Origin of the sequence: Brevibacterium sp. 239c (assembly GCF_900169365.1) — a bacterium.
Lineage (GTDB): Bacteria > Actinomycetota > Actinomycetes > Actinomycetales > Brevibacteriaceae > Brevibacterium.
In genome coordinates this window covers 115,907-139,564 of the sequence record NZ_FXZH01000002.1, presented here as the reverse complement: position 1 = coordinate 139,564, position 23,658 = coordinate 115,907, and the positions used below count along the sequence as shown (strand labels likewise).

At 62.7% G+C, this 23,658-nt stretch carries 19 protein-coding genes; 8 read left to right on the top strand and 11 right to left on the bottom strand.

The genetic code is table 11. From position 1 onward, the window contains the following. Nucleotides 1-161: 161 nt before the first annotated feature. The 3 genes from BSP239C_RS02465 to BSP239C_RS02455 form a co-directional block, all read right to left on the bottom strand. Nucleotides 162-1,640, bottom strand: a complete 1,479-nt coding sequence (locus BSP239C_RS02465) for a sodium:alanine symporter family protein (protein ID WP_101570036.1) — start codon at nucleotides 1,638-1,640, stop codon at nucleotides 162-164. Nucleotides 1,641-1,791: 151 nt separating this feature from the next. Next, nucleotides 1,792-4,281, bottom strand: a complete 2,490-nt coding sequence (locus BSP239C_RS02460) for a transketolase-like TK C-terminal-containing protein (protein WP_101570205.1) — start codon at nucleotides 4,279-4,281, stop codon at nucleotides 1,792-1,794. A gap of 63 nt (nucleotides 4,282-4,344) precedes the next feature. Then, nucleotides 4,345-5,361: a 1-aminocyclopropane-1-carboxylate deaminase gene (locus BSP239C_RS02455; protein WP_101570035.1), complete on the bottom strand. Its 1,017-nt coding sequence runs from the start codon at nucleotides 5,359-5,361 to the stop codon at nucleotides 4,345-4,347. 103 nt (nucleotides 5,362-5,464) lie between these two features. Here BSP239C_RS02455 and BSP239C_RS02450 point away from each other — a divergent pair, with 103 nt between their 5' ends. From BSP239C_RS02450 to BSP239C_RS02430, 5 genes are all read left to right on the top strand, one after another. Then, a complete protein-coding gene (locus tag BSP239C_RS02450; RefSeq protein ID WP_101570204.1) occupies nucleotides 5,465-6,118 on the top strand; it encodes a GntR family transcriptional regulator in 654 nt (217 codons plus the stop codon). A 122-nt stretch (nucleotides 6,119-6,240) separates the two neighbouring features. After that, nucleotides 6,241-7,308, top strand: coding sequence for a PHB depolymerase family esterase (locus BSP239C_RS02445; protein WP_101570034.1), 1,068 nt, complete (start codon nucleotides 6,241-6,243; stop codon nucleotides 7,306-7,308). Nucleotides 7,309-7,472: 164 nt separating this feature from the next. Continuing rightward, nucleotides 7,473-8,195 carry a FadR/GntR family transcriptional regulator gene (locus BSP239C_RS02440; RefSeq protein ID WP_101570033.1) on the top strand — a complete coding sequence of 241 codons (723 nt, stop codon included), beginning with the start codon at nucleotides 7,473-7,475 and terminating at the stop codon, nucleotides 8,193-8,195. Continuing rightward, nucleotides 8,192-8,983, top strand: a complete 792-nt coding sequence (locus BSP239C_RS02435; protein ID WP_101570032.1) for a creatininase family protein — start codon at nucleotides 8,192-8,194, stop codon at nucleotides 8,981-8,983. Before BSP239C_RS02440 ends, BSP239C_RS02435 begins: the two co-directional genes overlap by 4 nt. A gap of 204 nt (nucleotides 8,984-9,187) precedes the next feature. Next, nucleotides 9,188-10,720 (top strand): AbgT family transporter, encoded by a 1,533-nt coding sequence (locus tag BSP239C_RS02430; RefSeq protein WP_101570031.1) that lies wholly within the window; start codon nucleotides 9,188-9,190, stop codon nucleotides 10,718-10,720. A gap of 146 nt (nucleotides 10,721-10,866) precedes the next feature. Here the strand turns inward: BSP239C_RS02430 and BSP239C_RS02425 are convergent, their stop codons facing one another. The 5 genes from BSP239C_RS02425 to BSP239C_RS02405 all read right to left on the bottom strand — a co-directional run bounded on the left by BSP239C_RS02425 (nucleotide 10,867) and on the right by BSP239C_RS02405 (nucleotide 15,883). Further along, complete coding sequence (locus tag BSP239C_RS02425) at nucleotides 10,867-11,670, bottom strand: hypothetical protein (protein ID WP_145997396.1); 804 nt, start codon at nucleotides 11,668-11,670, stop codon at nucleotides 10,867-10,869. Next, nucleotides 11,667-12,335, bottom strand: a complete 669-nt coding sequence (locus BSP239C_RS20655) for a DUF6114 domain-containing protein (RefSeq protein ID WP_226841668.1) — start codon at nucleotides 12,333-12,335, stop codon at nucleotides 11,667-11,669. Before BSP239C_RS20655 ends, BSP239C_RS02425 begins: the two co-directional genes overlap by 4 nt. Further along, nucleotides 12,335-12,949 carry a DUF6230 family protein gene (locus BSP239C_RS02415; RefSeq protein WP_101570029.1) on the bottom strand — a complete coding sequence of 205 codons (615 nt, stop codon included), beginning with the start codon at nucleotides 12,947-12,949 and terminating at the stop codon, nucleotides 12,335-12,337. The genes BSP239C_RS20655 and BSP239C_RS02415 overlap by 1 nt, the downstream gene beginning before the upstream one ends. 294 nt (nucleotides 12,950-13,243) lie before the next feature. Next, entirely contained in the window at nucleotides 13,244-15,025 is a 1,782-nt protein-coding gene (locus BSP239C_RS02410; protein WP_101570203.1) for a sodium:alanine symporter family protein, read from the bottom strand. Nucleotides 15,026-15,166: 141 nt separating this feature from the next. Further along, nucleotides 15,167-15,883, bottom strand: a complete 717-nt coding sequence (locus BSP239C_RS02405; protein WP_101570202.1) for a type 1 glutamine amidotransferase — start codon at nucleotides 15,881-15,883, stop codon at nucleotides 15,167-15,169. A gap of 161 nt (nucleotides 15,884-16,044) precedes the next feature. On the opposite strand from BSP239C_RS02405, the gene BSP239C_RS02400 reads away from it, so the two are divergent. After that, nucleotides 16,045-16,575, top strand: a complete 531-nt coding sequence (locus BSP239C_RS02400) for a MerR family transcriptional regulator (protein WP_101570028.1) — start codon at nucleotides 16,045-16,047, stop codon at nucleotides 16,573-16,575. 219 nt (nucleotides 16,576-16,794) lie between these two features. Here BSP239C_RS02400 and BSP239C_RS02395 read toward each other — a convergent pair whose 3' ends face one another. After that, on the bottom strand, nucleotides 16,795-17,253 hold the full coding sequence (locus BSP239C_RS02395; RefSeq protein ID WP_101570027.1) for a DUF2871 domain-containing protein: 459 nt from the start codon (nucleotides 17,251-17,253) through the stop codon (nucleotides 16,795-16,797). A gap of 145 nt (nucleotides 17,254-17,398) precedes the next feature. Between BSP239C_RS02395 and BSP239C_RS02390 the strand changes: the two genes are divergently transcribed. Then, nucleotides 17,399-17,884, top strand: a complete 486-nt coding sequence (locus BSP239C_RS02390; RefSeq protein WP_101570026.1) for a hypothetical protein — start codon at nucleotides 17,399-17,401, stop codon at nucleotides 17,882-17,884. A 64-nt stretch (nucleotides 17,885-17,948) separates the two neighbouring features. Here BSP239C_RS02390 and BSP239C_RS02385 read toward each other — a convergent pair whose 3' ends face one another. Further along, nucleotides 17,949-19,328, bottom strand: coding sequence for an 8-oxoguanine deaminase (locus tag BSP239C_RS02385; protein WP_101570201.1), 1,380 nt, complete (start codon nucleotides 19,326-19,328; stop codon nucleotides 17,949-17,951). 535 nt (nucleotides 19,329-19,863) lie between these two features. On the opposite strand from BSP239C_RS02385, the gene BSP239C_RS02380 reads away from it, so the two are divergent. Beyond that, nucleotides 19,864-21,459: a nucleobase:cation symporter-2 family protein gene (locus tag BSP239C_RS02380; protein ID WP_101570025.1), complete on the top strand. Its 1,596-nt coding sequence runs from the start codon at nucleotides 19,864-19,866 to the stop codon at nucleotides 21,457-21,459. 121 nt (nucleotides 21,460-21,580) lie between these two features. Here BSP239C_RS02380 and BSP239C_RS02375 read toward each other — a convergent pair whose 3' ends face one another. Then, a complete protein-coding gene (locus tag BSP239C_RS02375) occupies nucleotides 21,581-23,503 on the bottom strand; it encodes an HNH endonuclease signature motif containing protein (protein WP_101570024.1) in 1,923 nt (640 codons plus the stop codon). Between the last annotated feature and the right edge of the window lie 155 nt (nucleotides 23,504-23,658).

Here is a 23,658-nt window from a genome sequence, read left to right as displayed (position 1 = left end):
GCAGCCTGGGGGAATCATCAGTTCCGCACACAGCCCTGGCGAATTGCTACATTGCTGCGAATTCCGCAGTTTATGCGACGATTTCCGCGCGAACTACTAGCTCGACGAAACCAGCGTTCGGCCGCACGAGCGATCAGACAGACTGCCGACCGGACGGTCGCTCAGTCAAACCGTCGTGAGGAACCGACCACGTCGCCCGCCTTCCACTGACTCCAGCCCGGCTGACCGACCATGAACGCCTCGATCGTGGACTTGTCCGCGGTGAGATTCGGGTCGTTCTTGAGATAGTGCTTGGTCTCGCGAGAGATGAGACCCGACAAGATGAGTATGCCCAGCAGGTTCGGCAGGGCCATCAGACCGTTCATCACATCGGAGAAGTTCCAGATCGGCTCGAGTTCGGTGGTACAGCCGACGAACACGACGAGTGAGAAGAAGATCCGGAACGGCAGGACACCGCGGCGGCCGACGAGCCTTTCGACATTGCGGTCGCCGTAGTACGACCAACCGAGCAGAGTAGAAAAGGCGAAGAGAACGATGCCCATGGTCACGATCCAATGGCCCCATTGCCCGGGCAGCCCATTGGAGAAGGCCTCTCCGGTCATGAGTGCGGCACTGATCTGTTCCCCGGTCTCGGGGTCGACCTGATTCCAGGTGCCGGTGGCGATGATCGTCAGTCCGGTGAAGCTGACGACGATGATGGTGTCGATGAATGTCTGGGTCATCGAGACCAGCCCCTGGCGGACAGGGTGCGTGGTCTGCGCGGCAGCAGCGGCGATCGGCGCCGAGCCGAGGCCCGACTCATTGGAGAACAGACCACGGGCCACGCCCATCTGCACCACGATGATGATCGCCGACCCCGCGAATCCGCCGACCGCCGAGGTGCCGGTGAAGGCTTCGGTGAAGATCGCAGCGAAGGCGCCGGGCACCTTGTCGATGTTGGCGAGGAGGATGAACAGGGCCCCAAGGACGTAGAAGACGATCATCACCGGCACAAGTCCGGCAGTGACCCGGCCGATGGACTTGATGCCGCCGACGAGCACCACCAGGGTGAGGACGGTGAGGACGGCACCGGTGATCCAGGCGGGGATCGACCAGCTGGATTCGACATTGGCCGCGATCGAGTTGCCCTGGGTCATGTTGCCGATGCCGAAGCAGGCGAAAACGGCGAAGACAGCGAACATCAGTCCCAGGACCTTGCCCAACGGCCCCTTGATACCGCGTTCGAGATAGTACTGGGGGCCGCCCGACTTCTCCCCCGCATCATCTGTACCGCGGAAGCGCACCGCCAGGAACCCCTCTGCGTATTTGGTGACCATGCCCAGGAGCCCCGTCATCCACATCCAGAACAGCGCGCCAGGGCCGCCGACGCCGATCGCTGTGGCCACGCCGACGATGTTGCCGGTGCCCACGGTGGCGGCCAGAGCCGTTGTCAGCGCCTGGAATTGGGTGATGTCGCCTTCGGAGCCGGCATCTTTGCGTTTGAGTATCCCCAGGGTCAGAGCCGGCAGCAGCTTGGTGAACTGCAGTCCACCCAGACGGATCGTCAGGTACAGGCCTGTCCCCAGCAGCAGGGGGATGAGGAGGAACGGACCCCAGACGAATCCGCTGATCGTGTCGAAAAATTCTGCAACGGCATCCATGACGTCGGTTGTCCTTTCACCATTTGAGTTTGTGTTCAACAGCGAACACAACAGAAGCAGTCGCCTGTGAGTCTAGCGATGATCGGTGGGCAATGACAGAGGCGTCGGACATCGGCGCCCCCACCTTGTCCCCGAACACCGCAGAAGCACCTCACACGCCAAGCAGATCCAAGGCATGTGAGGCGATCGAGGCCGTGTCGATCCCGTGGATCTCGTAGGCCTCGCTCACCGAGGAGGCCTGACCGAATTCGGTGACACCGAGGTTGCGGGTGCGATCCCCGCGCACACCGGCGAGGAAGGCCAGCGTGTGCGGGTGTCCATCGAGGACGGTCACGAGCGGGGCCGGATGCGCGGCCGGGAAGAGCTCCTCCGCGATCGCCGAGCGCGGCGTCGAGTTCACGCGTGAGCGCTCCTGGACAGCACGGAAGAGCTTCGATGGCGAAGTCAAGCACACGATACCTGCCCGCACCCCCAGCGATTCGAGCCTGGCTGCGGCCTCGATCACCTCGGTCATGATCGCCCCAGCACCCACCAACGTCACCTGATCTTGGCTGGCCGGATGCGCGCTGAGGCGGTAACCACCGGCGATGACCTGTTCGCGTCTGCGCTGCCGCAGCAGGGGGTCCCCGGGCACGGCGGCCAAGTCCTGACTCACAGGTCGTGTGGTGAGCCGGAAGTAGGCGGAGTCCCCATCCGGGTCGGCCATTTCCCGCAGGGCCTCCAGCAGGGTCCACTCCAGGTCCTGGGCGAACGCCGGCTCCCAACTCGTCAGCCCCGGGATCTCCAGGGTGACCGAGGGAGTGTTGAACGACTGGTGCGCCCCACCCTCCGGCGCCAGGCTCACCCCAGAGGGCGTGCCGACCATGATCGAGCGCCCGCCCGCGTAGAGGCTGAACGTCCACGGCTCGAGCGCGCGGTTGATGAATGGATCGTAGATCGTCGCGATCGGCAGCAGCGGCTGTCCCCAGCGGGATCCTGTCGAGCCCAGCTCCCCGGCCAGGGACACGAGGTTGACCTCGGCGATGCCCATTTCGATGTGCTGTCCGCGCGAGCCTTCTTGCCATTTGAGGATCCGTTCCCGATCGTCGGAGAACCAGTCCTCGCGCCCGGCCGGTGACCAGATCCCCGTCTTGTTGATCCACCCGCCGAGGTTGGTCGACGTGGCCACATCGGGTGAGACGGTCACGACCCGGCGGGCGACCTCGGGAGCGACGTGTTTGAGGTCGGAGAGGAAACGACCGAGTGCGGCCTGGGTCGAGATCACGGGCCGCGGGGTGAAGCCCAACTCTGCAGGCACCTCGGCAACGGCATGGGTTTCGTGGCCATCCCGCTCCAGTGAAGCAGCGGTCTTCGCGCACAGCCGTCCGGCCGAGGTGTCGGGGTCGAAGGTAACCCAGGGATTGTCGAGATCCATCCCCGAGGCGGTCGCGAGGTCGCGCATCTGCGCCTCGGTCAGCTGCGCGGCATGGTTGCCGGGGTGGCCCTCCGTGGCCAGCCCCTTGCCCTTGATCGTGTAGGCGAAGACTACGGTGGGCCGTGTGTCATCGATGGCCTCGAAGGTCTCGACGAGCTGACCCAGATCGTGTCCTCCCAGGTCACGGATGAGGGAGGCGAGGGAATCGGCGTCGAAACGGTCAATCACGGCCCTCAGGGACTGATCGGCCGCCTCGGCGAGGCCGGCGAGCAGCCGATCATGGACCTCCGTCGGATGGGCGCGCAGGAGCCGCTGGTATTCGGGGTTGGGCATCGACACCAGGCGGTCCTTGAGCGCCTGACCGCCGGGCCCGGCGAACACGGCCTCGAGTCTGCGCCCCCAGGGGCAGGTGAGGACCTGCCAGCCGGCTGCGGCGAACATGCCCTGCAGCCGTTTGATCTGCACGTCGGGGATGACACGGTCGAGGGACTGCCGGTTGAGGTCGACGATCCACACGATTTCGCCCAGCGTGCGCACCTCGGGATCGATGATCGCCTCCCACACCGCGCCCTCGTCCATCTCCGCATCCCCGAGCAGCGAGTAGAAGCGACCCGCGCTCGGGGTCTCCGGGAACCGATCGGAGACATAGCGGTGGGACAGCGCCGCCCAGATCGGTGCGGTCGCGCCGATGCCCACGGACCCGGTCGAGAAATCGACCATGTCGGGGTCCTTCGTCCGCGAAGGATAGGGCTGCAGACCCCCGCGCGATCGCAGCGAGTCAAGGTGCCTCTCCTCGAGATCGCCGAGGAGGTAGTTGATCGCGTGGAGGACCGGCGAGGCGTGCGGCTTGACCGAGACCCGATCGATCGAGCGCAGCTGGGTGAACCACAGCGCGGTCATGATGCCGGTCATCGACGCCGAGGACGACTGATGCCCGCCGACCTTGACGCCGTCGCTGTTGGCCCGCCCCCGATTGGCCCGGTCGATGATCGATGTCGCCAGCCACAGCACCCGCTGCGCGATCTCGTCGAGCACCGTGTCCTCCCCCGAGACCGATGCCCGCAGCGGACGGTCATTCGTCCCGGGCGGACTGACCTGCAGGGACGTTTCGAACTGGTGGAGTTCTTCGTCCGGGACTTGGATATGGTCCCGGTCCTGGGCGTGATCCGGGTCCGGGGCGCGGTCCGGGTCGAGGTCACTTGAGTGCTGGGCGGCCGGCGTGTTCATCGTCATTGATCCTTCGTTGGCGGGCGGGGTGGTTGACGGCGCGGTCAGAAGATCGAAGCGCGGTCAGAAGATCGAGCTGTAGGCGTTGAGCGCCAGCTGACCGCCGAGGTGGGCGTAGAGCACCGTCGAATCCTTGCCGACCGTACCCTCTCCGACGAGATCGATCAGACCCGCCATCGACTTGCCCTCGTAGACAGGGTCGAGGATGACGCCTTCAAGCTGCGCGGTGGTTCGAATGGCGTTGACGGTGGACTCATCGGGGATGCCGTAGGCGGGACCTTCCCAACCCGAGCGGATGTCGACATCAGCATCGGTGATCTCACGGCCGAGACCGATGAGCTGTGCCGCGTTGTTCGCGATTCGCTTCACCTGGTCGTGGGTCTTCTCCAAGGTCGCGGAGGCGTCGATGCCGATCACCTGGCGTGGGCGTCCCCCGGCGGCTTCGAGGGCCGCGAATCCGGCGATCATTCCCGCGTGGGTCGACCCGGTGACGGTGCAGACGATGATGGTGTCGAAGAAGACGCCCAGTTCCTTCTCCTGTTCGGCGACCTCGTAGGCCCAGTTGACGAACCCGAGGGCGCCGAACTTGTGCTCGGAGGCACCCGCCGGGATCGGGTAGGGCTTGCCGCCTGCGGCCTCGACCTCGGCGATCGCGTGCTCCCAGCTCGAGCGGATGCCGATGTCGAAACCGGCCGAATCCAGATGGACGTCGGCGCCCATGATCCGGGAGAGCTCGATGTTGCCGACCTTGTCATTGACCGGATCGTCCCAATCGACCCAGCGTTCCTGCACGAGTCGGGCCCCCAGCCCGAGGTGGGCGGCGACCGCCGCGACCTGCCGGGTGTGGTTGGACTGGTAGCCGCCGATCGACACGAGGGTGTCGGCCCCGGAGGCGAGAATGTCGGGAACGATGTATTCGAGCTTGCGGGTCTTATTGCCGCCGAAGGCGAGCCCCGAGTTGACGTCTTCACGCTTGGCCCAGACCCTGGCCCCGCCGAGGTGGTCGCCGAGTCGGTCGAGCGTGTGGACCGGGCTCGGCCCGAATGTGAGCGGATAGCGTTCGAAATCAGTGATGGCCATGACGTCCTCTTCGTGTGGTGGGGTGACCTGCCGCAGAGTGTGATCTGGTTCGCACCCTGCAATATGCAATATATTGCATTTCGGCTTCGACTACAATGGGCGCGTGCCTATTCCAGAGAATTCGCCCGCGCCGCATCGCACCCTGCTGCGCGATGACGTCTACCGCTCGATCCGCGATGCCATCGTGCGCGGACAGCTCGCGCCCGGTGAGCAGCTGCGTGACCAAGAGCTCGGCGCCTGGCTGCAGGTCTCCCGCACACCCGTGCGCGAGGCCCTTCAGCGCCTGGCCCAAGCCGGACTCGTCGTCGCCCAGCCGGGAAGGATGACCCGGGTCGCACCGGAGAATCCCGAAGCCATCATCAACGCGCGCCAGATCGCGGCCGAGCTTCATGCCCTGGCGATGACACTCGCTTTCGCCGCCCTCACCGAGGCGGACCTCGCAGAGATGGCCGAGGCGAATGAACGGCTGCGCACGGCTCTCGCCAAGGGCGACATCGACGCGGCTATCACCGCCGATGACGACTTCCACGAGGTGGCCCTCGCGCGCAGCGAGAATCCGCTCATCCCCGATCACCTCGAGGTCGTCACGGCCACCCTGCGCCGCGCGGAGTATCTGCATTTCGACTCCGTGAAGGGCTCCGCCTCCCCCGAGCAGCACACCGAGATCATCGCCGCGATCCGCCGCGGCGACCAGAGCCGAGCCGTGGAGCTGACCAGGGAGAACTGGTCCGTCCTCACCGGGCAGACCGCTCCCTGAGCGATCCCGTTCGCCACGTAACGACACTCGACATCCGGGCAGCCTGGAATCGCGTGAGTCATATAGTCATCTAATGACCTGTGCTAGAGTCCTGTCCACGATCACCGACGATCAAAGGACTCATGATGCAATCGAGAACGAAACGCACCCTGACCACCATCCTCGCGGCAAGCTCCGCCGCGGTACTCACCTCAAGCCTTCTTGCTTTGGGCCCGGCCTTGGGACCAGCCCAGGCCTCGAACCCGAGTGAGGCAGCCGACACCTCTGCGACGGTCAAGCCCATTCCCTCCGCGGGCTGCGGCACCGAGCAGACTCCGGGCAATGACGAACGGACGATCACCTCGGCGGGTCAGGAGCGGACCTATCGAATCAACATTCCTCGGGACTACGAGGCATCGACGCCCCTGCCGCTGGTGATCGGGTTCCACGGAAACGGCTCCGATGGCGCCGAGTTCCAGAACTACACGGGCCTGCCCACACTGCCTGCGATCACCATCTTCCCCGATGGGGCGCTCAAGGACGGCAAGAGATCGTGGCAGGGCGCCCCCTATGCCAGCGGTGCCGACGACGTCCGATTCGTCTCCGATCTGCTCGATTCGATCGAGGACGAGCACTGCATCGATCTCAGCCGTGTCTATGCCACCGGCAAGTCCAACGGCGGCGGCTTCGTCTCGGTGCTGGCCTGCAATCTGCGCGAGCGATTCTCGGCCTTCGGCATCGTCGCCGGAGCCTATTATCCGCAGTCGACGCAGGGCTGCGACTACACGGAGCCGACGCAGGGCTGCGACTACACGGAGCCGACGCCGATGCTCGCCATCCACGGCACCGGCGACGCGACGATGGACTACGACGGAGGCGAGCGTCAGGGCGAGACCTATCCGGGCGTGCGCGAATGGATCGAACCCTGGGTCGAGGCCTCGAACTGCACGGTGAAGACAGAGCGCGACATCGGCAAGAAGGGCGAGCACGTCCTGCGCACGAGCTGGAAGAAGTGTTCGTCCGGCACGTCGAAGCAGGACGCGAAAGGCTCGCGCACGGGCGATGTCGAGCTCTATTCCGTCACCGACGGCGGGCACGTCTGGCCTGGTGAAGTGGTCTACAGCGGCGGCGGGTACGTGACGAAGAACTTCTCGGCGACCGACACCCTGTGGGAGTTCTTCAAGAAACACCCCGGACCGACGAGCCGCTGAGGGCCCCGGCCGACGCGGGCGCGCCGAGCCAGCGCAGGCGCACTGAAGCGGCGCAGGCGCGTCGAGCCGGCGCAGTCGCGCCCGCCGGCAGCGGATCGGCACGTGACCGTTGACACACACATATCAAAGTGATTAGATGACTTAAACACTTGAAGGAGAGTGGCATGACATCAACTATCGGACTCGTCGAACGTCTCACTCGAGAAATCGTTCACACGATTCGAACCGAGAATCTTCAGCCCGGCCAGTCGCTGCCCTCGGCGAAGGTCCTCGCCGAACGCTTCGAGGTCACCGTCCCCACCGTCCGCGAGGCGCTGCGCCGGCTCGAAGCCACGGGCTCGGTCGAGCTCATGCACGGCTCGGGAACCTATGTGCGGGAAGCGATCAACCGCCGCATCCTCGACAACCCGCACTATGTGCCCGTCGACCTTGCTGCGGCGATCGAGCTCCTCGATGCCCGCATCGCCATCGAGCCGGGCATCGCCGATCTGGCGGCTCAGGTCCAAGACGTCGAGGCTGTCGCCTCGATGGAGTCTGCACTCGACAATGCACTGCAGGTCGAGACAGCGGTGCCGGCCGGACACTTCCACGTCGAACTCGCCAGAGCCTCGGGAAACCGTGCCCTGCACGAGATGCTCGTCTCCCTGCTCGCGATCCACTCGCGGACTCAGCAGGCGGCCCGGACCACCTATGACCGACTGCGCGATCACGATGAGCACGCGGACATCCTCGACGCGATCAAACGCGGGGATGGATTCGAAGCCGCACATCGGACCCGCAAGCATCTCGAGGCGATCAAGACCGTCGTCCTCGCAGACTGGACGAACGACGAAGGCTCCGAGGGCACCTCACCGCTGGCCGCCCCACAGAACGGAGCCGAGGGATGACACGACCAACGCCAGGCGAGATCCGACCGGCGATCCGCTCCTACGGGGAGCTGACCTCGCTCGAGGTCGAGCTTGCCAAGGACAGCGGCAGCCTTCTCATCCTCCCGGTGGGAGCCTGCGAACAGCACGGCGATGCCCTGCCGCTGAGCACGGACAGTATCCGCGCCGACCATGTGGCTCTCACGGTGGCCGAAGAGCTGGCAGGAAGAGCCTTCGTCCTCCCGAGCATCGACTACGGAGTGTCTCCGCACCATAAGTTCCTCCCTGGCACGATCAGCCTCGACCCTCGGACCTTCATCGACATCGTCACCACGGTCGCCGGCAGACTCGCCGATTCGGGATTCGCCAAGATCCTCGTCATCACCGGCCACGGCGGCAACCTGGCAGCACTCGGTGTGGCCCAGCAGGCGCTTCTCGACTCCCATCCGGACCTGGTCTTCGCCTACTCGCCCGTCAGTGCCCTAGCGACGGAGACGACCTCCGCTCTGCCGCGCACCGAGGTCAGCGGCCATTGCGGGGAGTCAGAGACCGCGCAGATCCTCGCCATCGATGACCGCCTCGTCGACTCTCCGCGACTGACGCCCGGGGCCACGACGCTCGATGAGCTCGGCCCCCGGGCACGACTGAGCCGGACCAAGTCGCCATCGAGCGCGGTCACCTTCGACCAGTACGCCGAGAACGGGGTCCTCGGGGATCCCCGTACCGCAACTGCCGAGGCCGGGCGGGACATCCTAGGCGAGATCACCGGCAAGCTCACCGCCTACGCCCGGGAGATGCTGCGCCTATGACAGCAACCACCGCCTGAGCCGACCTGCAGGACTCCCCCTCCCCCGCTCGCAGCCGAGCGCGAGCCAGCCACTGCAGGGCCACCACGCACCAGACCATCACCTACCGCCAGCCTTCCTTCCCACCACTTTGACCGATGGAGTTCACGGGCATCGCCGAGTCGTGCCTTGTCACTCCTTCACTCACCTGGATTTCAGGAGTAAGACATGGAAACGACCACCTCCGACAAACCCACTCAGGAACGACTCCCGGCAGTCATCCGGTTCCTCAATGTCATCGAGAACGTCGGCAACAGACTGCCGCATCCGTTCTGGCTGTTCTGGATCCTCGCAGGGATCCTCGCCGTCCTCAGCCTCGTCCTCTCTGTCATGGGAGTCGGGGTGAACGATCCCGGCAGCGGGGAATGGACCCCGGTGAACAACCTGCTCAGCGGCGACGGGATCGCGATGGCCGTGAGCACCTCGCTCGATGCCTACCAGTCGTTCCCTCCGCTGATCACGATCATGGTCGTCATCATGGGTGTGGCACTGGCCGAGCGCACCGGGCTGCTGTCGACGGCCATGAAGGTCTCGATCGCCCGAGTCCCGGCGTCTCTCGTCGTCTTCACCGTCGCCTTCATGGGAACGGTCTCACACGTCGCCTCGGCTGCGGCATATGTCATCCTCGTCCCGCTCGGCGGCATGGTGTTCAAGGCGGTCGGGCGGTCCCCCGTCCTCGGCGTCATCGTCGCCTACACCTCGATCGCATCGGGCTACGACGCCAGCCCCATCCCGACGCCGAATGACGCGATCTTCGCGGGAATCACCTCGGCGGCGGCGAACATCATCGATCCCGACTACATCGTGACTCCGATCGGCAACTGGTATTTCAACATCGCCAGCTCCATCCTTCTGGCCATCGTGATCACCATCGTCACCGAACTTGTGCTCACGAAGCGGCAGAACCTCGACGCCGATGAAGACGCCGAGCACGAGGACCTCATCATCAGCGACAAGGAACGTTCGGCTCTCAAGCTCGCGATGGTCGCCGTGCTCGCGATGGTCATCTTCATCGTCGTCCTCATCGTGCCGGACAATGCGCCGCTGCGCGGGGACGGCCCGATCGGCGAGTCCCCGTTCCTCACCGGCATCGCCTTCATCATCGCCATGCTCTTCGGCGTCGGCGGAATCGTCTACGGCTTCCGCGACGGCACGGTCGAGAAGTTCGCCGATGTCCCCAAGCTCATGAGCCAGGGCATCGTGTCTATGGCACCAGTCCTCGTTCTCTTCTTCGCGATCGCCCAGTTTCTCGAATACTTCGAGTGGACGAACATCGGCATGCTCGTCTCGGTGTCGACCTCGGAGCTGTTTATGGGACTCGGCCTGCCCACCTGGGTGGTCTTCGTCCTCGTCCTGCTCGTCCTCTCGGTCGTCAATGTCCTCATTACCTCCGGATCTGCGATGTGGGCGATCATGGCCCCGGTCATCGTGCCGATGCTCATGCTCCTCGAGGTTCCGCCCGAGACCTCGCAGGCGATCTTCCGCATCGCCGATTCGGGCTCGACTGCGATCACCCCGATGAGCCCCTACTTCATCCTTGCACTTGGCTTCATGCAGCGTTATCAGAAGTCCGCCGGCATCGGCACACTCGCCTCCCACACCCTGCCGCTTGCGGTGTGCATGACGATCATGTGGAGCCTGCTCTTCTTCCTCTGGTGGGGCCTGGGCATCCCGCTGGGCCCCGATGCACCGGTTCGGTGATCGGTCGAGACCGACGAAGATCACCCTGTTCTGTTCGGCAGGTCCTCGCAGCCAGGAGCCAAGTCAGGCCCCGTCTCCCAGCACTGTGACGTGGTGGGAGACGGGGCCTGAACGATGGGCAGCGTACGAACGCAGCCCGAGGCGGGTCAGGGTTCGACGATCGCCTGGTCGGTGTTCGTGTACTCAATAGAATCCGCAGTGGAGCCGACCAGCCCCATCGTGACTCGAAGCAACCCGGGCTCCACGTCATCCAGTGGCGGCGGCGTGTCGGTGCCGATCGTCAACGAGGAACCATCCTTCGTCGTCGCGGTGATCGACCCGATGTACACCTCAACGTCTCCCTTGAGCGTCATCGTGTCGGCCTTGGTCACCAGTCCGCCCTCTCCAGCCTGCTCGGGAGGGCTGACCGTGAGCGAGAACCCTTCGATCTTGATCTCATCCGCCGAGATCTTCAGCGCACGGGTGGACCCTCCATCAGCCGTAGGAACTTTCACGATGGCGATTCCGCTGAGTCCCTTGAACGACAGCGACTCAGAACCCATTGCCGCCGGAGTCTTCGTGAAGATCGGTGCGTCGTCATCTTTCTGCGCCTTGACAGGCTCACTCGGCTCTTCGCTCGGCTCTTCGGTCGGTTCCTTGGTCGGAATTCCAGATTCGGTGGGATCAGGTGTCGCTGGATCCGTCGGCTCATCTGTCGGAGCAGGCGACTCGCTGGGTCCCGGAGTTGATGGGTCCGTCGGTGATGGCGTCGGGGCACCAGGCGAGCTCGGAACCTTCGGCTTCGAACTCTCTCCGGGTCCGGATGCGTCAGGACTTTCACACCCGGTCTGTGAGTTGCACAGCGGGGCGGCGGGGTCGGCCGTGGCCGCCGCCGTCGCACTGAGCGTCGAAGCGACACTCAGAGCGAGTACCGCAACGAGTGACGCCGTGCGGCGATTGGGCATTTTCATAAATCTCCCTCTTCGCCGACGGAATCCTGGCTTCCCCTCCGCTCAGCCGCTGGCGCCTCGGCGTCCAGTTCCGCTTTACGGGACTTCTTCAGCTTCTTGGCTTTCTTGGCCTTTGGCTCACGTGGACCCATCCAGGCGACCACGAGAACCGAACCGATGCTCGCCAGCAGCATGCCGACGATGAACCCACCGAGGTTCACCCCGATCAGCGAGTAGACCGCAAGAACGAGCGCAATGATTCCGTAGAACACGTGATGCGTCGGCTTGAAGATCGCAAGGGCGCCCAGCACAACGAGCACGATCGGAATGACTGTGGCCTGCAGACCCTCGATTCCGAACTGAATCTGCAGATTCCCCAGATCAAGCTGGCCGGAGAAGAAGAGCTCAACTCCGCCGACCACGACCAGCAGTCCACTGATGAACGGCCGCTGCCGACACCAATGCCGAAAACCGGCGTCCTCCTGGGACCCCTCCCGAGCCGAACCGTCGTTCTCCTGTTCGGAGCGTTCCATCTCGATCGTGTCCTGTTCAGTACCTGTTTCCTGCTCAGCGACGCGACGACTTCGCCGGGACAAGGCGAGCAGGCTGGTCCGCTGTTCATTGGTCTTCTGCACACCTGCCTCCTGTTCACTGAGCTGCTGGGCGCTTGTACCCGCTTCTTTCATCAGAAGCACGTCTCGGTTCCGTCGGTGAGCTTCAACTTCATGTCCTTGAGGGTGAAGACCGATGCCGTGGTGCTCCACGAGTCCTGCTTCAGGTCCTTGATCGACACCGTGTCGGAGTCCTGAGCGAAGTCACCCTTGGAGCCCTTTTCCTTGGTGTTGACGTCTGATGCGTCGACGCCGATCCGAATGTTCTTGAACTCAGCGTCGCCCCTGAGTCCTGTCATGCCGATCTGCAGGTTCTTCGCAGATGCTGGCTCCTTGCCGCCGCCTGCACTGATGAGGACGCCCACCTTGCCCATCGGTGTCTTCGTGACGGCCGACTGGCAGAGGTCTTTGAGCGTGGCGTCCTTCATGTTGGCGGTCACGACCGAGTGCTCAACGCCCTCGGCGTCCTTTGCGGTGCCGCTGTACTGGGAGAACCCAGTTCCCTCAAGCTGCGAGGACGAAATCTTGAACTGGGTGCCCGAGATGGCGAATGAAACCGGTACGGCACCCTGTGCGACTCCTCCCAGCAGGGCTGCGGAGACGATGCCGGCAGGTATTCCGACAAGGGCGATCCGTCCTGTGTGGGACGAGCCGATCTTGCGAAGACTGTTGAACTTCGGGAACTTCATTGATCCTCCTGTCGACACCGACTGCTATGTCGGAGCCGCTATTGTGACGTAAGTTACTAGCAGGTGTTACCGACGAGTATATCGGTCCTGGACTTCGAGTCAACACTTCGAGACGACTCTCTTTTCAGCCGATGCACACCAAGAGGTCTTGTCTCCCAGGATAAATCCCCACAACCTTTTCCCGCCAGTTCGCGGACCGAAAACTACTGCAAATGTTCTCACCAGGGAAGTTTCCCGGGTCACCGGGATCTGCGACGCGCTCACACCTATTGCGGCCATCGGTTCAGCGACGGGTCAGCCGCTCCTCTTCGTACGCTCCAATTTTTTTGCTCGGAGGGAATCCCGCACCTCACGCAACTTGTCCCGCTTGCGACGACGGCCCGCCTCGGCGGCTTTGATCTGCTCGGCGGTCGGCTCATGGTCACCCATGCCCACCTGCAGTTCGGCGGGCGTGATCTCCCGCATCACTCCGACATCGATGCGCTTGCGCAGGCGCAGGATCTCCAGCCGCAAGATCCTCGACAGGAAGTAGAGTCCCAGAAGGTTGGGGAATGCCATGAGGAAGAAGATCGCATCGGAGAACGCGATGACCGAATCCAGCGACATGGACGCGCCGATGATGACGGCCAGGATCCAGAAGATCTGATAGGCCTTGTCTGCCTTCTTCGAGTTGCCGGTCAGGTATCCCAGGGCCTGCTGACCGTAGTAGCCGTAGGCGAGGATCGTCGAGAATGCGAAGAGGACGACGCAGACCGTCAGCAGAAGCGGGAACCAACCGGCGACGGTCGCGAAGGCCTCCGACGTCAAACCGATTCCGTCTTCGGTCGTCGATCCGTAAAGGCCTGTGGTAATGATTGCCAGTGAGGTCAGGGTGCAGATGATGACGGAGTCGATGAGAGGTTCCCACATCGCTACGAACCCCTCGGTCGCTGGCTTCGTCGTCTTCGACGCGGCATGGGCCATACCGGCCGAGCCGACGCCTGCGGCATTGGAGAACAGGGCACGCTGAATCCCGACGATCGCAACGCCGATGATTCCGCCGGTCACCCCGTCGGGGCTGAAGGCGCCGGTGAACATGAGGGCAAAGGCGTGCGGAATCTCTCCGACGTTCACGGCGAGGATGACGATGACGCTGAAGAAGTAGAGGATCGCCATCAGCGGAGTCAGCTTCGACGTCCATTGCCCGATCTTCTTGATTCCGCCGAGGATAACCAACGCGGTCAGCGCTGCGAACACAACACCGATGAGCCAGGATTTCCCATCGAGGAAGCTGCCCTCACCACCGGAGGCCTTGACGAGGATCGAGGCCGCCTGATTGGCCTGGAACAGATTGCCTGCACCGATCACGCCGATGACTGTGGTGACTGCGTAGAAGACTGCGAGGAACTTACCCAACTTCGGGCGCCCGATTTCAGCCAGCCCGTCACGCAGGTAATACATGGGCCCGCCGGAGACTGTCCCATCAGCATGGACCTTGCGATACTTCACGCCCAAAGTAGCCTCGGCCATCTTCACCGTCATGGCAAAGAAGCCGAACATGATGATCCACAGGGCAGCACCGGGCCCGCCGATCGTGATGGCGACCGCGACACCGGCGATATTACCCAGGCCCACCGTGCCGGAGAGTTCGGTGGCGAGCGCTTGGAAGCTCGAGACCTGCCCGGGGTCGGTCTTGCGGGTGAAGCGTCCGCGGATGATTCCGACTGAGTACTTCAGTCCTGTGACCGGCTGGAATCTCAGATAGATGGTGAGGAAGACGGCTGCTGCCATGAGCCAGACGACGATGAGCGGGATGCCCAGTCCGCCGATGTTGAGTTCGAAGAAGACGATCTCGCTGAAGGTCTGAGCGATCGGACCGAAGAACGACTCGATCGCCTGGTCGACGCCTGCCGCTGTGACGTCTGTACCTGCTGTAATGCCTGTGTCTGCTGTGATGCCCGTGTTTGCTATGACGTCTCCGCCTGCTGATACGTCAACGGATTGGGAAACGGTGGTCATCCGGTCTGCACTGATCGGAGTGGAATCCACAACGGCAATGTCGTGGATCTGGCCAAAATTTTCAATTATAGGTTTCATCTTCACGGGCGCTTGGTTGCGATTCGTCCGGAGGATCGGTCCGGGACCGGCGCCTGAGATCAACCTAGCAAGAACGCCACCGGCTGTCAGCTGACATTCAGCTTTCAACAAACCCTGAGGTCACCGGGGCTCTTCCAGAATTCACTCGCGTCCGCGCAGGAAGTCGACGAAGCTGTGCGCGAGTGCCCGGTTGATCCTGATCAGATCGGAGTCCGCCTCGGCGACTTCGGCCGTGATGGACTCATTGGTTTTGCCCGCAGGCAGTTGGAGGGGATCCGAACTCAGCCACAGCTGAACCTGCGCGGCATCAGATTCGGGATGGAACTGGGTGCCCCACGCGAATTCGCCGACGCGGTAGCCCTGGATCGGTGCGTCGGATCCCGTCAGCAGGAGTTCGGCACCGCCGGGCAGCTCCATCTCCTCCTGGTGAAAGAGGACCGCCGGAATCGTCTCCCCCGCGATGGCGGAGAACACGGGATCTGCTTCTCCCGCCGAGGTGGTGTGCAGGTCGTAGATCCCGATCTGCGGGTGCTCCCGGCGGATGATCTTCGCCGAGGTGGCAGCGGCCAAGAGCTCACCGCCGAGGCAGATGTTGAAGCTCGGGAACTCCCCGGCCGCCGATCGCTGCAACAGGTCCCTGACCTCGGGCAGCCATGGATTGACCGTGTCCTCGAGTGGCCCGGCAGACCCACCAAGGACGAGAAGAGCGGCATAGCCGTCCAGAGCGGTAGGAATCTCATCGCCGAGGTAGGGGCGAAGGACAACCACCTCGGCGCCGGCCTCGGTCAGCCATTCGCCGAATCTCTTCGGTCCCGCGCCGGCCTCATGTTCGATGACCAGGATCCTCATATCGCTCATGCCGACCATTGTCACTGATGTCGAACACGAACGTCGACATAGCCTTGAACCTGACACGGGGTTGTGTCTGACAGAGGGTCGAATCTGACACTGTGGCAGGTGAGTCAATGGCAATGACGACACGAACAGCTCCAGAATCTGAGTGATGCAGAGGGCAACTCATGAAGATCGGTGAATTCGCCCGGCTCGGCCAGGTCTCCGTCCGGATGCTCCGGCACTACGAGACACTTGGCCTGCTGCCGCCGTACGAGGTCGACCACTTCAGCGGCCATCGCAGTTATTCGGTGGCTCAGCTGACCCGATTGAACCGAATCATGGCGCTGAATTCTCTGGGCATCCCGCTCAGGAAAGTCGCCGAGGCAGGAACCGAAGTCGCGTGCGGCTACCGTGCGACCGCGTCCGACGGTCAGAACAGCGCCTCGCTACACGCCGTTGAATTCCACGCTGATGACCTCCGCATCACCGAGCTGCCGTCGTGCACTGCGGGCACACTCATTCACGAAGGGTCGATGAGTCGGATCGGCGCGAGCTGGCAGCACCTCTCGGAGTGGTGCGTTACTCAGGGATACTCTCTCATCGGTCCGTGCCGAGAGGTCTACTTGGAAGTCGGCGACGACAGTGCCGACTCCAGCAACAGCGACTCAGACCGCTCCGGCTGGGTGGTCGAACTTCAGCAGCCGATCACGAGCTGAATCGCGCGCCCTCGACGAGCCGCAGGCTGTCGATGAATCGTAGAGCGTCGATGAGTCGCGCGCCTTCGACGAATCGCAGAGTGTCGAACAGGGGCCCGCCCCGAACGATGACGTCGTTCGGTGCGGGCCCCTGAGCCACCTCGGCGGCGGTGATCAGTTGATCGGGCTTGGCCTGCTGCTGGTCGTGATCAGTAGGTGACGATCATTTGGTGGTCGTGATCAGTTGGTGATCGACGGTGCGACCGGATCGGTTCCGGTGACCTTATTGGAACCGGTGACGATCGCCTTCCGCAGTGACAGGAACAGAAGGACCATGCCCACGGAGAGCGCGATGTGGCCGAGTCCGGCGATGCCCGCGATCATGGCGTTGGATTCCTGGCCGAGGACAGTCAGCGATCCATGCCAAACCATCATGCCGACAGTGAGGATGATGCCTGCGTTGTAGGTCCAGAAGAACCAGGAGAACATCTTCGTGCCCGAGAGCCCGAAGACCTTGTCGAGGACGAGGACGATGAGCAGGACGATGAAGCCGAGCGTCAGCAGGTGCGTGTGAACCACGCTCAGTTGGGTGAAGTCTCCTTCAGGGAAGTCGTTGGCTTTGGTGAACTCACGGTAGAACAGGCCGGCGAGGACACCGATGATCATGTATGCGAATGCCGCGTTGAATATTTTCTTCATGCTTATACTTCATCAAGATTCGGCCCCAGTATCCTGACCCAGAGGATTGAACTCTATTCCCAACTTTTGATTGATGTTCGTCCTCACACGGTCAAAATCCCTTGATTCGCGGAGAACCAGCGTGTTCGGAGGCTAGCCTGAAGTCATGGCCTTCGAAAATGTGTTCGCAAAGATCGACCGTATCGCGGGTGGCAGCAAGGCCGGGCTCATCGTTCCGGCCGAAGGTCTTACTCACCCGAAGACGAAGCGCGCGTTCGCGTGGATCACGGGGCTGCTCATCTTCGAGTTGGTCCTCGGGTTCGGTGCCGTCGTCTTCGCCATCATCATCGCTCGCGCCGGCGAACCTGTGCCGTTCGCGGTCTGGATGCGCACCGTCGTCGTCCTCGGCATGACCGCGACACTGTTCTACTTCTTCTGGCGCTCAACAAAGGGCTTCTACTGGGGCTACCAGCGGCTGCGCCTGTTTGCCCAGATCTTCCCGGTGATCACCCTGGTCATGGCCGCCATCCCCGGCCTCTATCCCGTGTGGATGATCACCGAGCAGATCGTCTTCAGCCTCATCATGATCGGCGTCGGCGACTTCCTCACCAGCGATCACATGCGCGAAGTATTCCGGAAACCCGAGAACTGAGCCTGGGCTTAGGTACGGCTGGGTTGGACTCAGGTAGGGCTGGACTCAGCTCGGGGACTGCAGCTCAGCCAGCCACGAGCTTCCGGGCCTCTTCCTGGTGGGCTGCGATGAGTGCTTCCTTGTCCAGCTGTACACCGTTGCTGCCGATGGCATTGCCGTCGAGGACGCGCCAGTGGCCGGCGACCATGACCCGATCCGCCTTCTCCGCCCCACAGAGAACGAGCGCAGGAATCGGGTCGTGTGAGCCGGAGAAGGCCAGTCCGTCGAGGCGGAACATCGCCAGATCCGCTTGCTTGCCGACCTCGATGCGACCGATGTCATCACGGCCCAGCGCCGCAGCGGATCCACGGGTGGCCCAGTCGAGGACGCGAGCGCAGGTGACGTCTTCCGAGCCGTAGCGCAGACGCTGAATGTACAGGGCCTGGCGGACCTCACGAATAAGATTCGAGGCATCGTTCGACGCCGAACCATCGACCCCGAGGCCCACGTTGACGCCCGCATCCTCGAGTTCAACGGCCCGAGCGATTCCCGAGGCCAGTCGCATGTTCGAGGTCGGGCAATGTGCCACGGAGGCACCGGCCTCGCCGAGGCGGGTGATCTCATCACTGTCGAAGTGCACACCGTGGGCCAGCCAGGATCGATCGGTGAGCCAACCCACCGACTCGAGGTAGTCGACGGTGCGCAGTCCGAATCGTTCCCGGCAGAACTCCTCCTCGTCGAGGGTCTCCGCCAAGTGAGTATGAAGCCGGACGTCGAGCTCCTCGGCAAGGATCGCGCTATCGCGCATGAGTTCGGTGGTCACGGAGAAGGGCGAGCATGGGGCGAAGCCGATCTGGATCTGCGCCCCGGCGCCGCGTTCGTGATAGGCCTCGACGAGGCGGCGGGAATCGGCGAGGATCACGTCCGCATCCTGCACGGTCTGCTGCGGCGGCAGTCCGCCATCCTTCTCTCCCAGGGACATCGATCCGCGGGTGAGCATGGCGCGCATGCCGAGCATTCTGGTCACGTCGACCTGAATGTCGATCGCCTCATCCATGCCGGTCGGGAACAGGTAGTGGTGGTCGGCGGCTGTCGTGCATCCCGATTCAAGCAGTTCCGCCATGGCCACCGTGGTGGCCAGCTCGAGGGCCTTCGGTGTCAGACGGGCCCACACCGGGTAGAGATTGGTCAGCCAACCGAAGAGCGGCAAATCCGCCACGGGAGCCCAGGCCCGAGTCAAGGTCTGGTAGAAGTGATGATGGGTGTTGATGAGTCCCGGAGTGATCACGTGCGCACTCGCATCGACCACCTCGGCGACGGACTGTGCTCCCCCACTGGGCTCACCACCTGCGGGAACAAGCTCGACAATCGTTCCGGACGTCGTGTCCACGACGATTCCGCCCAAGGCCTGAGCCGGATCGATACCACGGCCGAGGTGGACGGCCATAGGATTGCGCAGCCACATTGTGGAGCCTGCCGAGGTATTGGCTGCCCGGGTGCGAGCTGCTGGAGTTGGGGTGTTGGCTGCTGGAGTTTCGATTCCCGTGTTCATGGTGCCGCCTTTCGGTGCTGAATCGGTCAAATCATCAGTTCGACCGTTGTGCGGCGACACGACTGGGGGCGAATCGCCGCCAGCTCAGGTTTCTCGGCGTCTGCTGCTCCGCCGTCCGGTGTGATGGTGCGGGTCGCAGGATGCGAGTGCTTTCCGCACTCGCAGCAATACCGCGCTATACCGCTTACCTTCGGGTAATGCACCTCAGGGGGCACTTATTTGTCCCCCGTGGCGCCACCGGCAAGACTGAACTCTAGCATGTGTGGCAGGTCACCAAATGAAGTTGCCATCCACTGACCATTCACCTAGCATTTTGCGATAAGGAAATATACTTTCACATCTCGGAAGTAGTGAAACCGATCCCTCACGTTCAGTCGACCACCCGAATCGCCCATCGCGGCAACGGGCCCGAGGCTGTCACTCAGGGAGGAACTCAACGGAGAGATAGATGTCGGCATCTCAGCAGGCTCCTAAGAACACGCGAACGGAATCGACTCGTCCGGAGGATGAGAGACTTCCGGTCGGCACCTCATTCGCCTACGGTCTACAGCACGTACTGACCATGTACGGCGGCATCATCGCCGTCCCCCTCATTATCGGCAAAGCAGCCGGCCTCGATGGCGGCGGGATCAGCGTACTCATCGCCTCCTGCCTGTTCGTCGGCGGCTTGGCCACCATTCTGCAGTCATTCGGCGTTCCCTTCTTCGGCTCACAGCTGCCTCTCGTCCAGGGAGTGTCCTTCGCCGGAGTCGCCACAATGACGTCGATCCTCGCTGGAGGTGACGGACTGCCGGAGGTCTTCGGTGCAGTCCTTGTCGCCTCGGTGATCGGCCTCATCGTCGCACCAGGTTTCGCGCTCATTGTGAAGTTCTTCCCACCTGTCGTCACAGGCACCGTCATCACGACGATCGGCTTGTCCCTCATGCCGGTGGCCGCCGGTTGGGCAATGGGCGGAAACGCCGAGGCCCCCGATTACGGCAGTGGCCGCAACATCCTCATCGCCGTCGGCACACTCGCGATCGTCCTCGTGCTCAGCCGAATTCCCGTGGCGATGGTTTCTCGACTCTCGATCCTCTTGGCCATCGTCGTCGGGACGGTCGTCTGCGCGATCTTCGGCTGGGCCGACTTCTCCCAGGTCCTCGATCGAGGAATCTTCGCATTCCCGGAGCCCTTCGCCTTCGGTATGCCGACATTCTCAGCGGCCGCCATCGTCTCGATGTTCATCGTCATCATCGTGACCTTTGCAGAGACCACCGCTGACATCATCGCTGTCGGCGAGGTCGTGAAGACCAAGGTCGACTCCAAGCGCATCGCCTCGGGCCTGCGCGCAGACATGCTGTCCTCGGCAGTGTCACCGATCTTCAACTCCTTCACCCAGTCAGCCTTTGCTCAGAACGTCGGACTTGTGGCGATCACCGGGGTGAAGTCCCGCTTCGTCGTCACTGCCGGCGGTGCCATCCTCGTCGTCCTCGGCCTGCTCCCGGTCATGGGCGGAGTCGTCGCCGCGGTTCCTTCTCCGGTACTCGGCGGCGCTGGCATCGTCCTCTTCGGCACCGTGGCAGCCTCGGGCATCCGCACCTTGTCCAAGGTCGAATACGAGGGCAACCTCAACATGATCCTCGTCGCCGTCGCCCTGGCGTTCGGCATCATCCCGGTCGTCGAGCCCGAGTTCTACAGCTCGTTCCCATCCTGGGTCGGCATCATCCTCCAGTCCGGCATCTCCTCGGCCACTCTGATGGCTGTGCTGCTCAACCTGGTGTTCAACCACATCGGTGTGAAGAACAAGGACCGCACAGATCGTTCGGTGTTCGTCGCAGGCACCGGCCGAGCAATCCGCAAGGACGAACTCGAACGACTCATCAACCGCGAGGCTCTTCTCGCGGAGGGCGACACCGTAAAGGACGGAAAGATCGTCGACTGCAACGGTGAGGAGATTCCTGTCGTCACCGACCATCAGCACGAGAAGGTTGTGGAGGCGATCAACAAGGGCGAGGCGCAGACTCAAGATGACGTGCGCCGAGTGATCAGAGAGACCGAAGACTGACACCTGTCCAACTGAACGGACGACCCAGCTCCATAGACTCGTCGTCCCGCAGCTCAGTCATAGCCGCCGGTGGTGGTGCATACGCACCCAGCACTGGCGGCTTTCTGCTGGAACCTGAGGCTCAGAAGGGCGGCGGGCCACCGGAATCCCAAATCCACTCGTCTTCGCTCGCGTGATCGCTGAGCATCGGGCTGTTCTTCACCCATCCGGCTTGCCCATTGGCAGCCGCCGGCCCTGGACATTCCTGAGACGTTCGCTTCTCCCCGTGCCACGGCTCGCCTGCGGGCCGGCTTTCCGGTTTCGGTGGATCAGACGTGGTGACGGGCTGCTGCAACTCAGCGAATATCTTCGCGTGAGCGGCATTGATCGGATGGTCTCCGGCCGCAACTTCGGCGCTCATGCCGTGTCGGAAGACGTACTGCACGAAACCCGATCTATTCATCCGTACCGAGTACTTACGATCTGTCTTCGCCTGATGGTGCAGCTTGCACAGCGGGTGGAGATTACCGAATCGAGTAAGTCCACCGGCGGCCGGATGATCGTGGTCGAAGGGGACGATGTGGTCGATCTCAGTGGTCTCCGCTCTGCGCGTGCAACCGGGAATCGTGCATGACTGCCATTTCGCAATCAGAGTCTGGCGAACATTTGCGGGTATTTGGTAGGTCGTAGCCTTGGCGTCGACCGGTGTACCGCTGGCCGGGTCTGTGAGAATCCGAGTCCAGGACTTCGCGTGTTGGGCGACGCGTCGCGCGGTATCCGCTGGAATCGGAGAACCATCAGAGAACGTTCCGGGGAGTTCGGCAGAGCCTGCGAGGGTGAGGAAAGGGACCGTCGTGATCATCTTTGCCTGCGAGTCCAGCCACTGCTCGTGAGTAGGCATCGTGAGAACGACTTCCGCTCCTCTCGCAGCTTCACCAGCGTCTGCGCCACCTCTGCTGTCTGATTCGCAACCGCTGGCGTTGTCAGCAGAAGCCCCGGTGACACTCTTATTCACGGCATTGACGACGGACGCCGGAGTCGGAGGCTGCTCAGCAGACAGATCAAGGGGAATGTCGCGTGTCGACGTCTCCCCCGTCGTCGTATCGGTCGAGGTGACTTGAATGCTGAGCTGGGGAACGGTTCGAGTGAGGATGTCGAACATCAGCGCATCAATTCCCCGGTCATCGTCAATCGCGGTGCCCGGCTCAAATTGGTCGCTGAATGCTGCGATATTCCCGGAGCGTATCGCTCGTGCGAAAGCTGCTATCCGCAGATAGCACGCCTGGAGTTCGGGAGCCGGTCCAGCCAAGGTGAGGAACGCGGTCCCATCGGCAGTGGTCGTGATGGAGACTCGGCGACGCTTGCTCGCCTCTTCCATACGCTCTTCGAGGGGCTCGAGGACGGCGATCTTCATGCCCAAGGATTTCTTGAAGGTTTCAATGGTGATGTCGGGGCGACGCTGCGCAAGGTAGTCATCGATGAGAGGAAGATTCTCGAACTTCACGTCCCGGCAGGCATGAGCAGTGGCGTGGACGTGCTCGATGGTGAAGTCACCGGCGAGGCAGCGCGCAAAGAATTTGGGCAGTCCGTGCAGGAGAATCATCGCTGAAGTTATCTGCGCAAATGCTCGTGCGGTCGTCGTGCCCAAAACTGTAGTGAACTCCGCGATGTCTTCAGCTTGGGAAAGGTCGTGCACCCAGCCGTAGAAGGTCTGGTCCAGCCTGAAGCGAGGAAAGGACGGAAGTTGCTTCTTCCGATTCTTGGCCTTCGAAACTTTGGACGAACGACGGTCATGTTGGAACCTGCGGACGGTCTCGGCGATCGTCGCGTGTGCATATGGCTGGCCGGGCCGAGGGTTGTAGAGGCGCAGATTCTCTACGGTTTCGTTGAAGAACAGTTCGGCAGAGACATCCAGTGCCGACAGCTGCGCCTGGTCGCTTGCGGCAAATATCTGAGCGGCATCGGCGAAAGGAGAATCCGCATCGATGCGGAGGCGACGAGGATTTCCAACGAAGTCACGTGCAGGTTCGGATTCGGTTCTGTCGGAATCGGAAGGAAGCTTCACGGGTGGTCACCTGATCTTCACGTCGCTGTGTGTGCCTACCTCAATTCTAGTCGCAGTCATCGGTGGTTAACATCACAATATGATCACAAACAGTGGTTTAGTTCGAGAATGATTCGATCACATCGCTTTATTGACCTGGATGTCTGAGCGACTTT

Coding starts and splice junctions, on each gene's coding strand:
- BSP239C_RS02380 (WP_101570025.1), top strand. CDS start 19,864: ATGTCGGCATCTCAGCAGGCTCCTAAGAACACGCGAACGGAATCGACT.
- BSP239C_RS02405 (WP_101570202.1), bottom strand. CDS start 15,883: ATGAGCGATATGAGGATCCTGGTCATCGAACATGAGGCCGGCGCGGGA.
- BSP239C_RS02390 (WP_101570026.1), top strand. CDS start 17,399: ATGGCCTTCGAAAATGTGTTCGCAAAGATCGACCGTATCGCGGGTGGC.
- BSP239C_RS02395 (WP_101570027.1), bottom strand. CDS start 17,253: ATGAAGAAAATATTCAACGCGGCATTCGCATACATGATCATCGGTGTC.
- BSP239C_RS02440 (WP_101570033.1), top strand. CDS start 7,473: ATGACATCAACTATCGGACTCGTCGAACGTCTCACTCGAGAAATCGTT.
- BSP239C_RS02465 (WP_101570036.1), bottom strand. CDS start 1,640: ATGGATGCCGTTGCAGAATTTTTCGACACGATCAGCGGATTCGTCTGG.
- BSP239C_RS02445 (WP_101570034.1), top strand. CDS start 6,241: ATGATGCAATCGAGAACGAAACGCACCCTGACCACCATCCTCGCGGCA.
- BSP239C_RS02460 (WP_101570205.1), bottom strand. CDS start 4,281: ATGAACACGCCGGCCGCCCAGCACTCAAGTGACCTCGACCCGGACCGC.
- BSP239C_RS02425 (WP_145997396.1), bottom strand. CDS start 11,670: ATGAAAATGCCCAATCGCCGCACGGCGTCACTCGTTGCGGTACTCGCT.
- BSP239C_RS02385 (WP_101570201.1), bottom strand. CDS start 19,328: ATGTGGCTGCGCAATCCTATGGCCGTCCACCTCGGCCGTGGTATCGAT.
- BSP239C_RS02400 (WP_101570028.1), top strand. CDS start 16,045: ATGAAGATCGGTGAATTCGCCCGGCTCGGCCAGGTCTCCGTCCGGATG.
- BSP239C_RS02435 (WP_101570032.1), top strand. CDS start 8,192: ATGACACGACCAACGCCAGGCGAGATCCGACCGGCGATCCGCTCCTAC.
- BSP239C_RS02415 (WP_101570029.1), bottom strand. CDS start 12,949: ATGAAGTTCCCGAAGTTCAACAGTCTTCGCAAGATCGGCTCGTCCCAC.
- BSP239C_RS02455 (WP_101570035.1), bottom strand. CDS start 5,361: ATGGCCATCACTGATTTCGAACGCTATCCGCTCACATTCGGGCCGAGC.
- BSP239C_RS20655 (WP_226841668.1), bottom strand. CDS start 12,335: ATGAAAGAAGCGGGTACAAGCGCCCAGCAGCTCAGTGAACAGGAGGCA.
- BSP239C_RS02430 (WP_101570031.1), top strand. CDS start 9,188: ATGGAAACGACCACCTCCGACAAACCCACTCAGGAACGACTCCCGGCA.
- BSP239C_RS02410 (WP_101570203.1), bottom strand. CDS start 15,025: ATGAAACCTATAATTGAAAATTTTGGCCAGATCCACGACATTGCCGTT.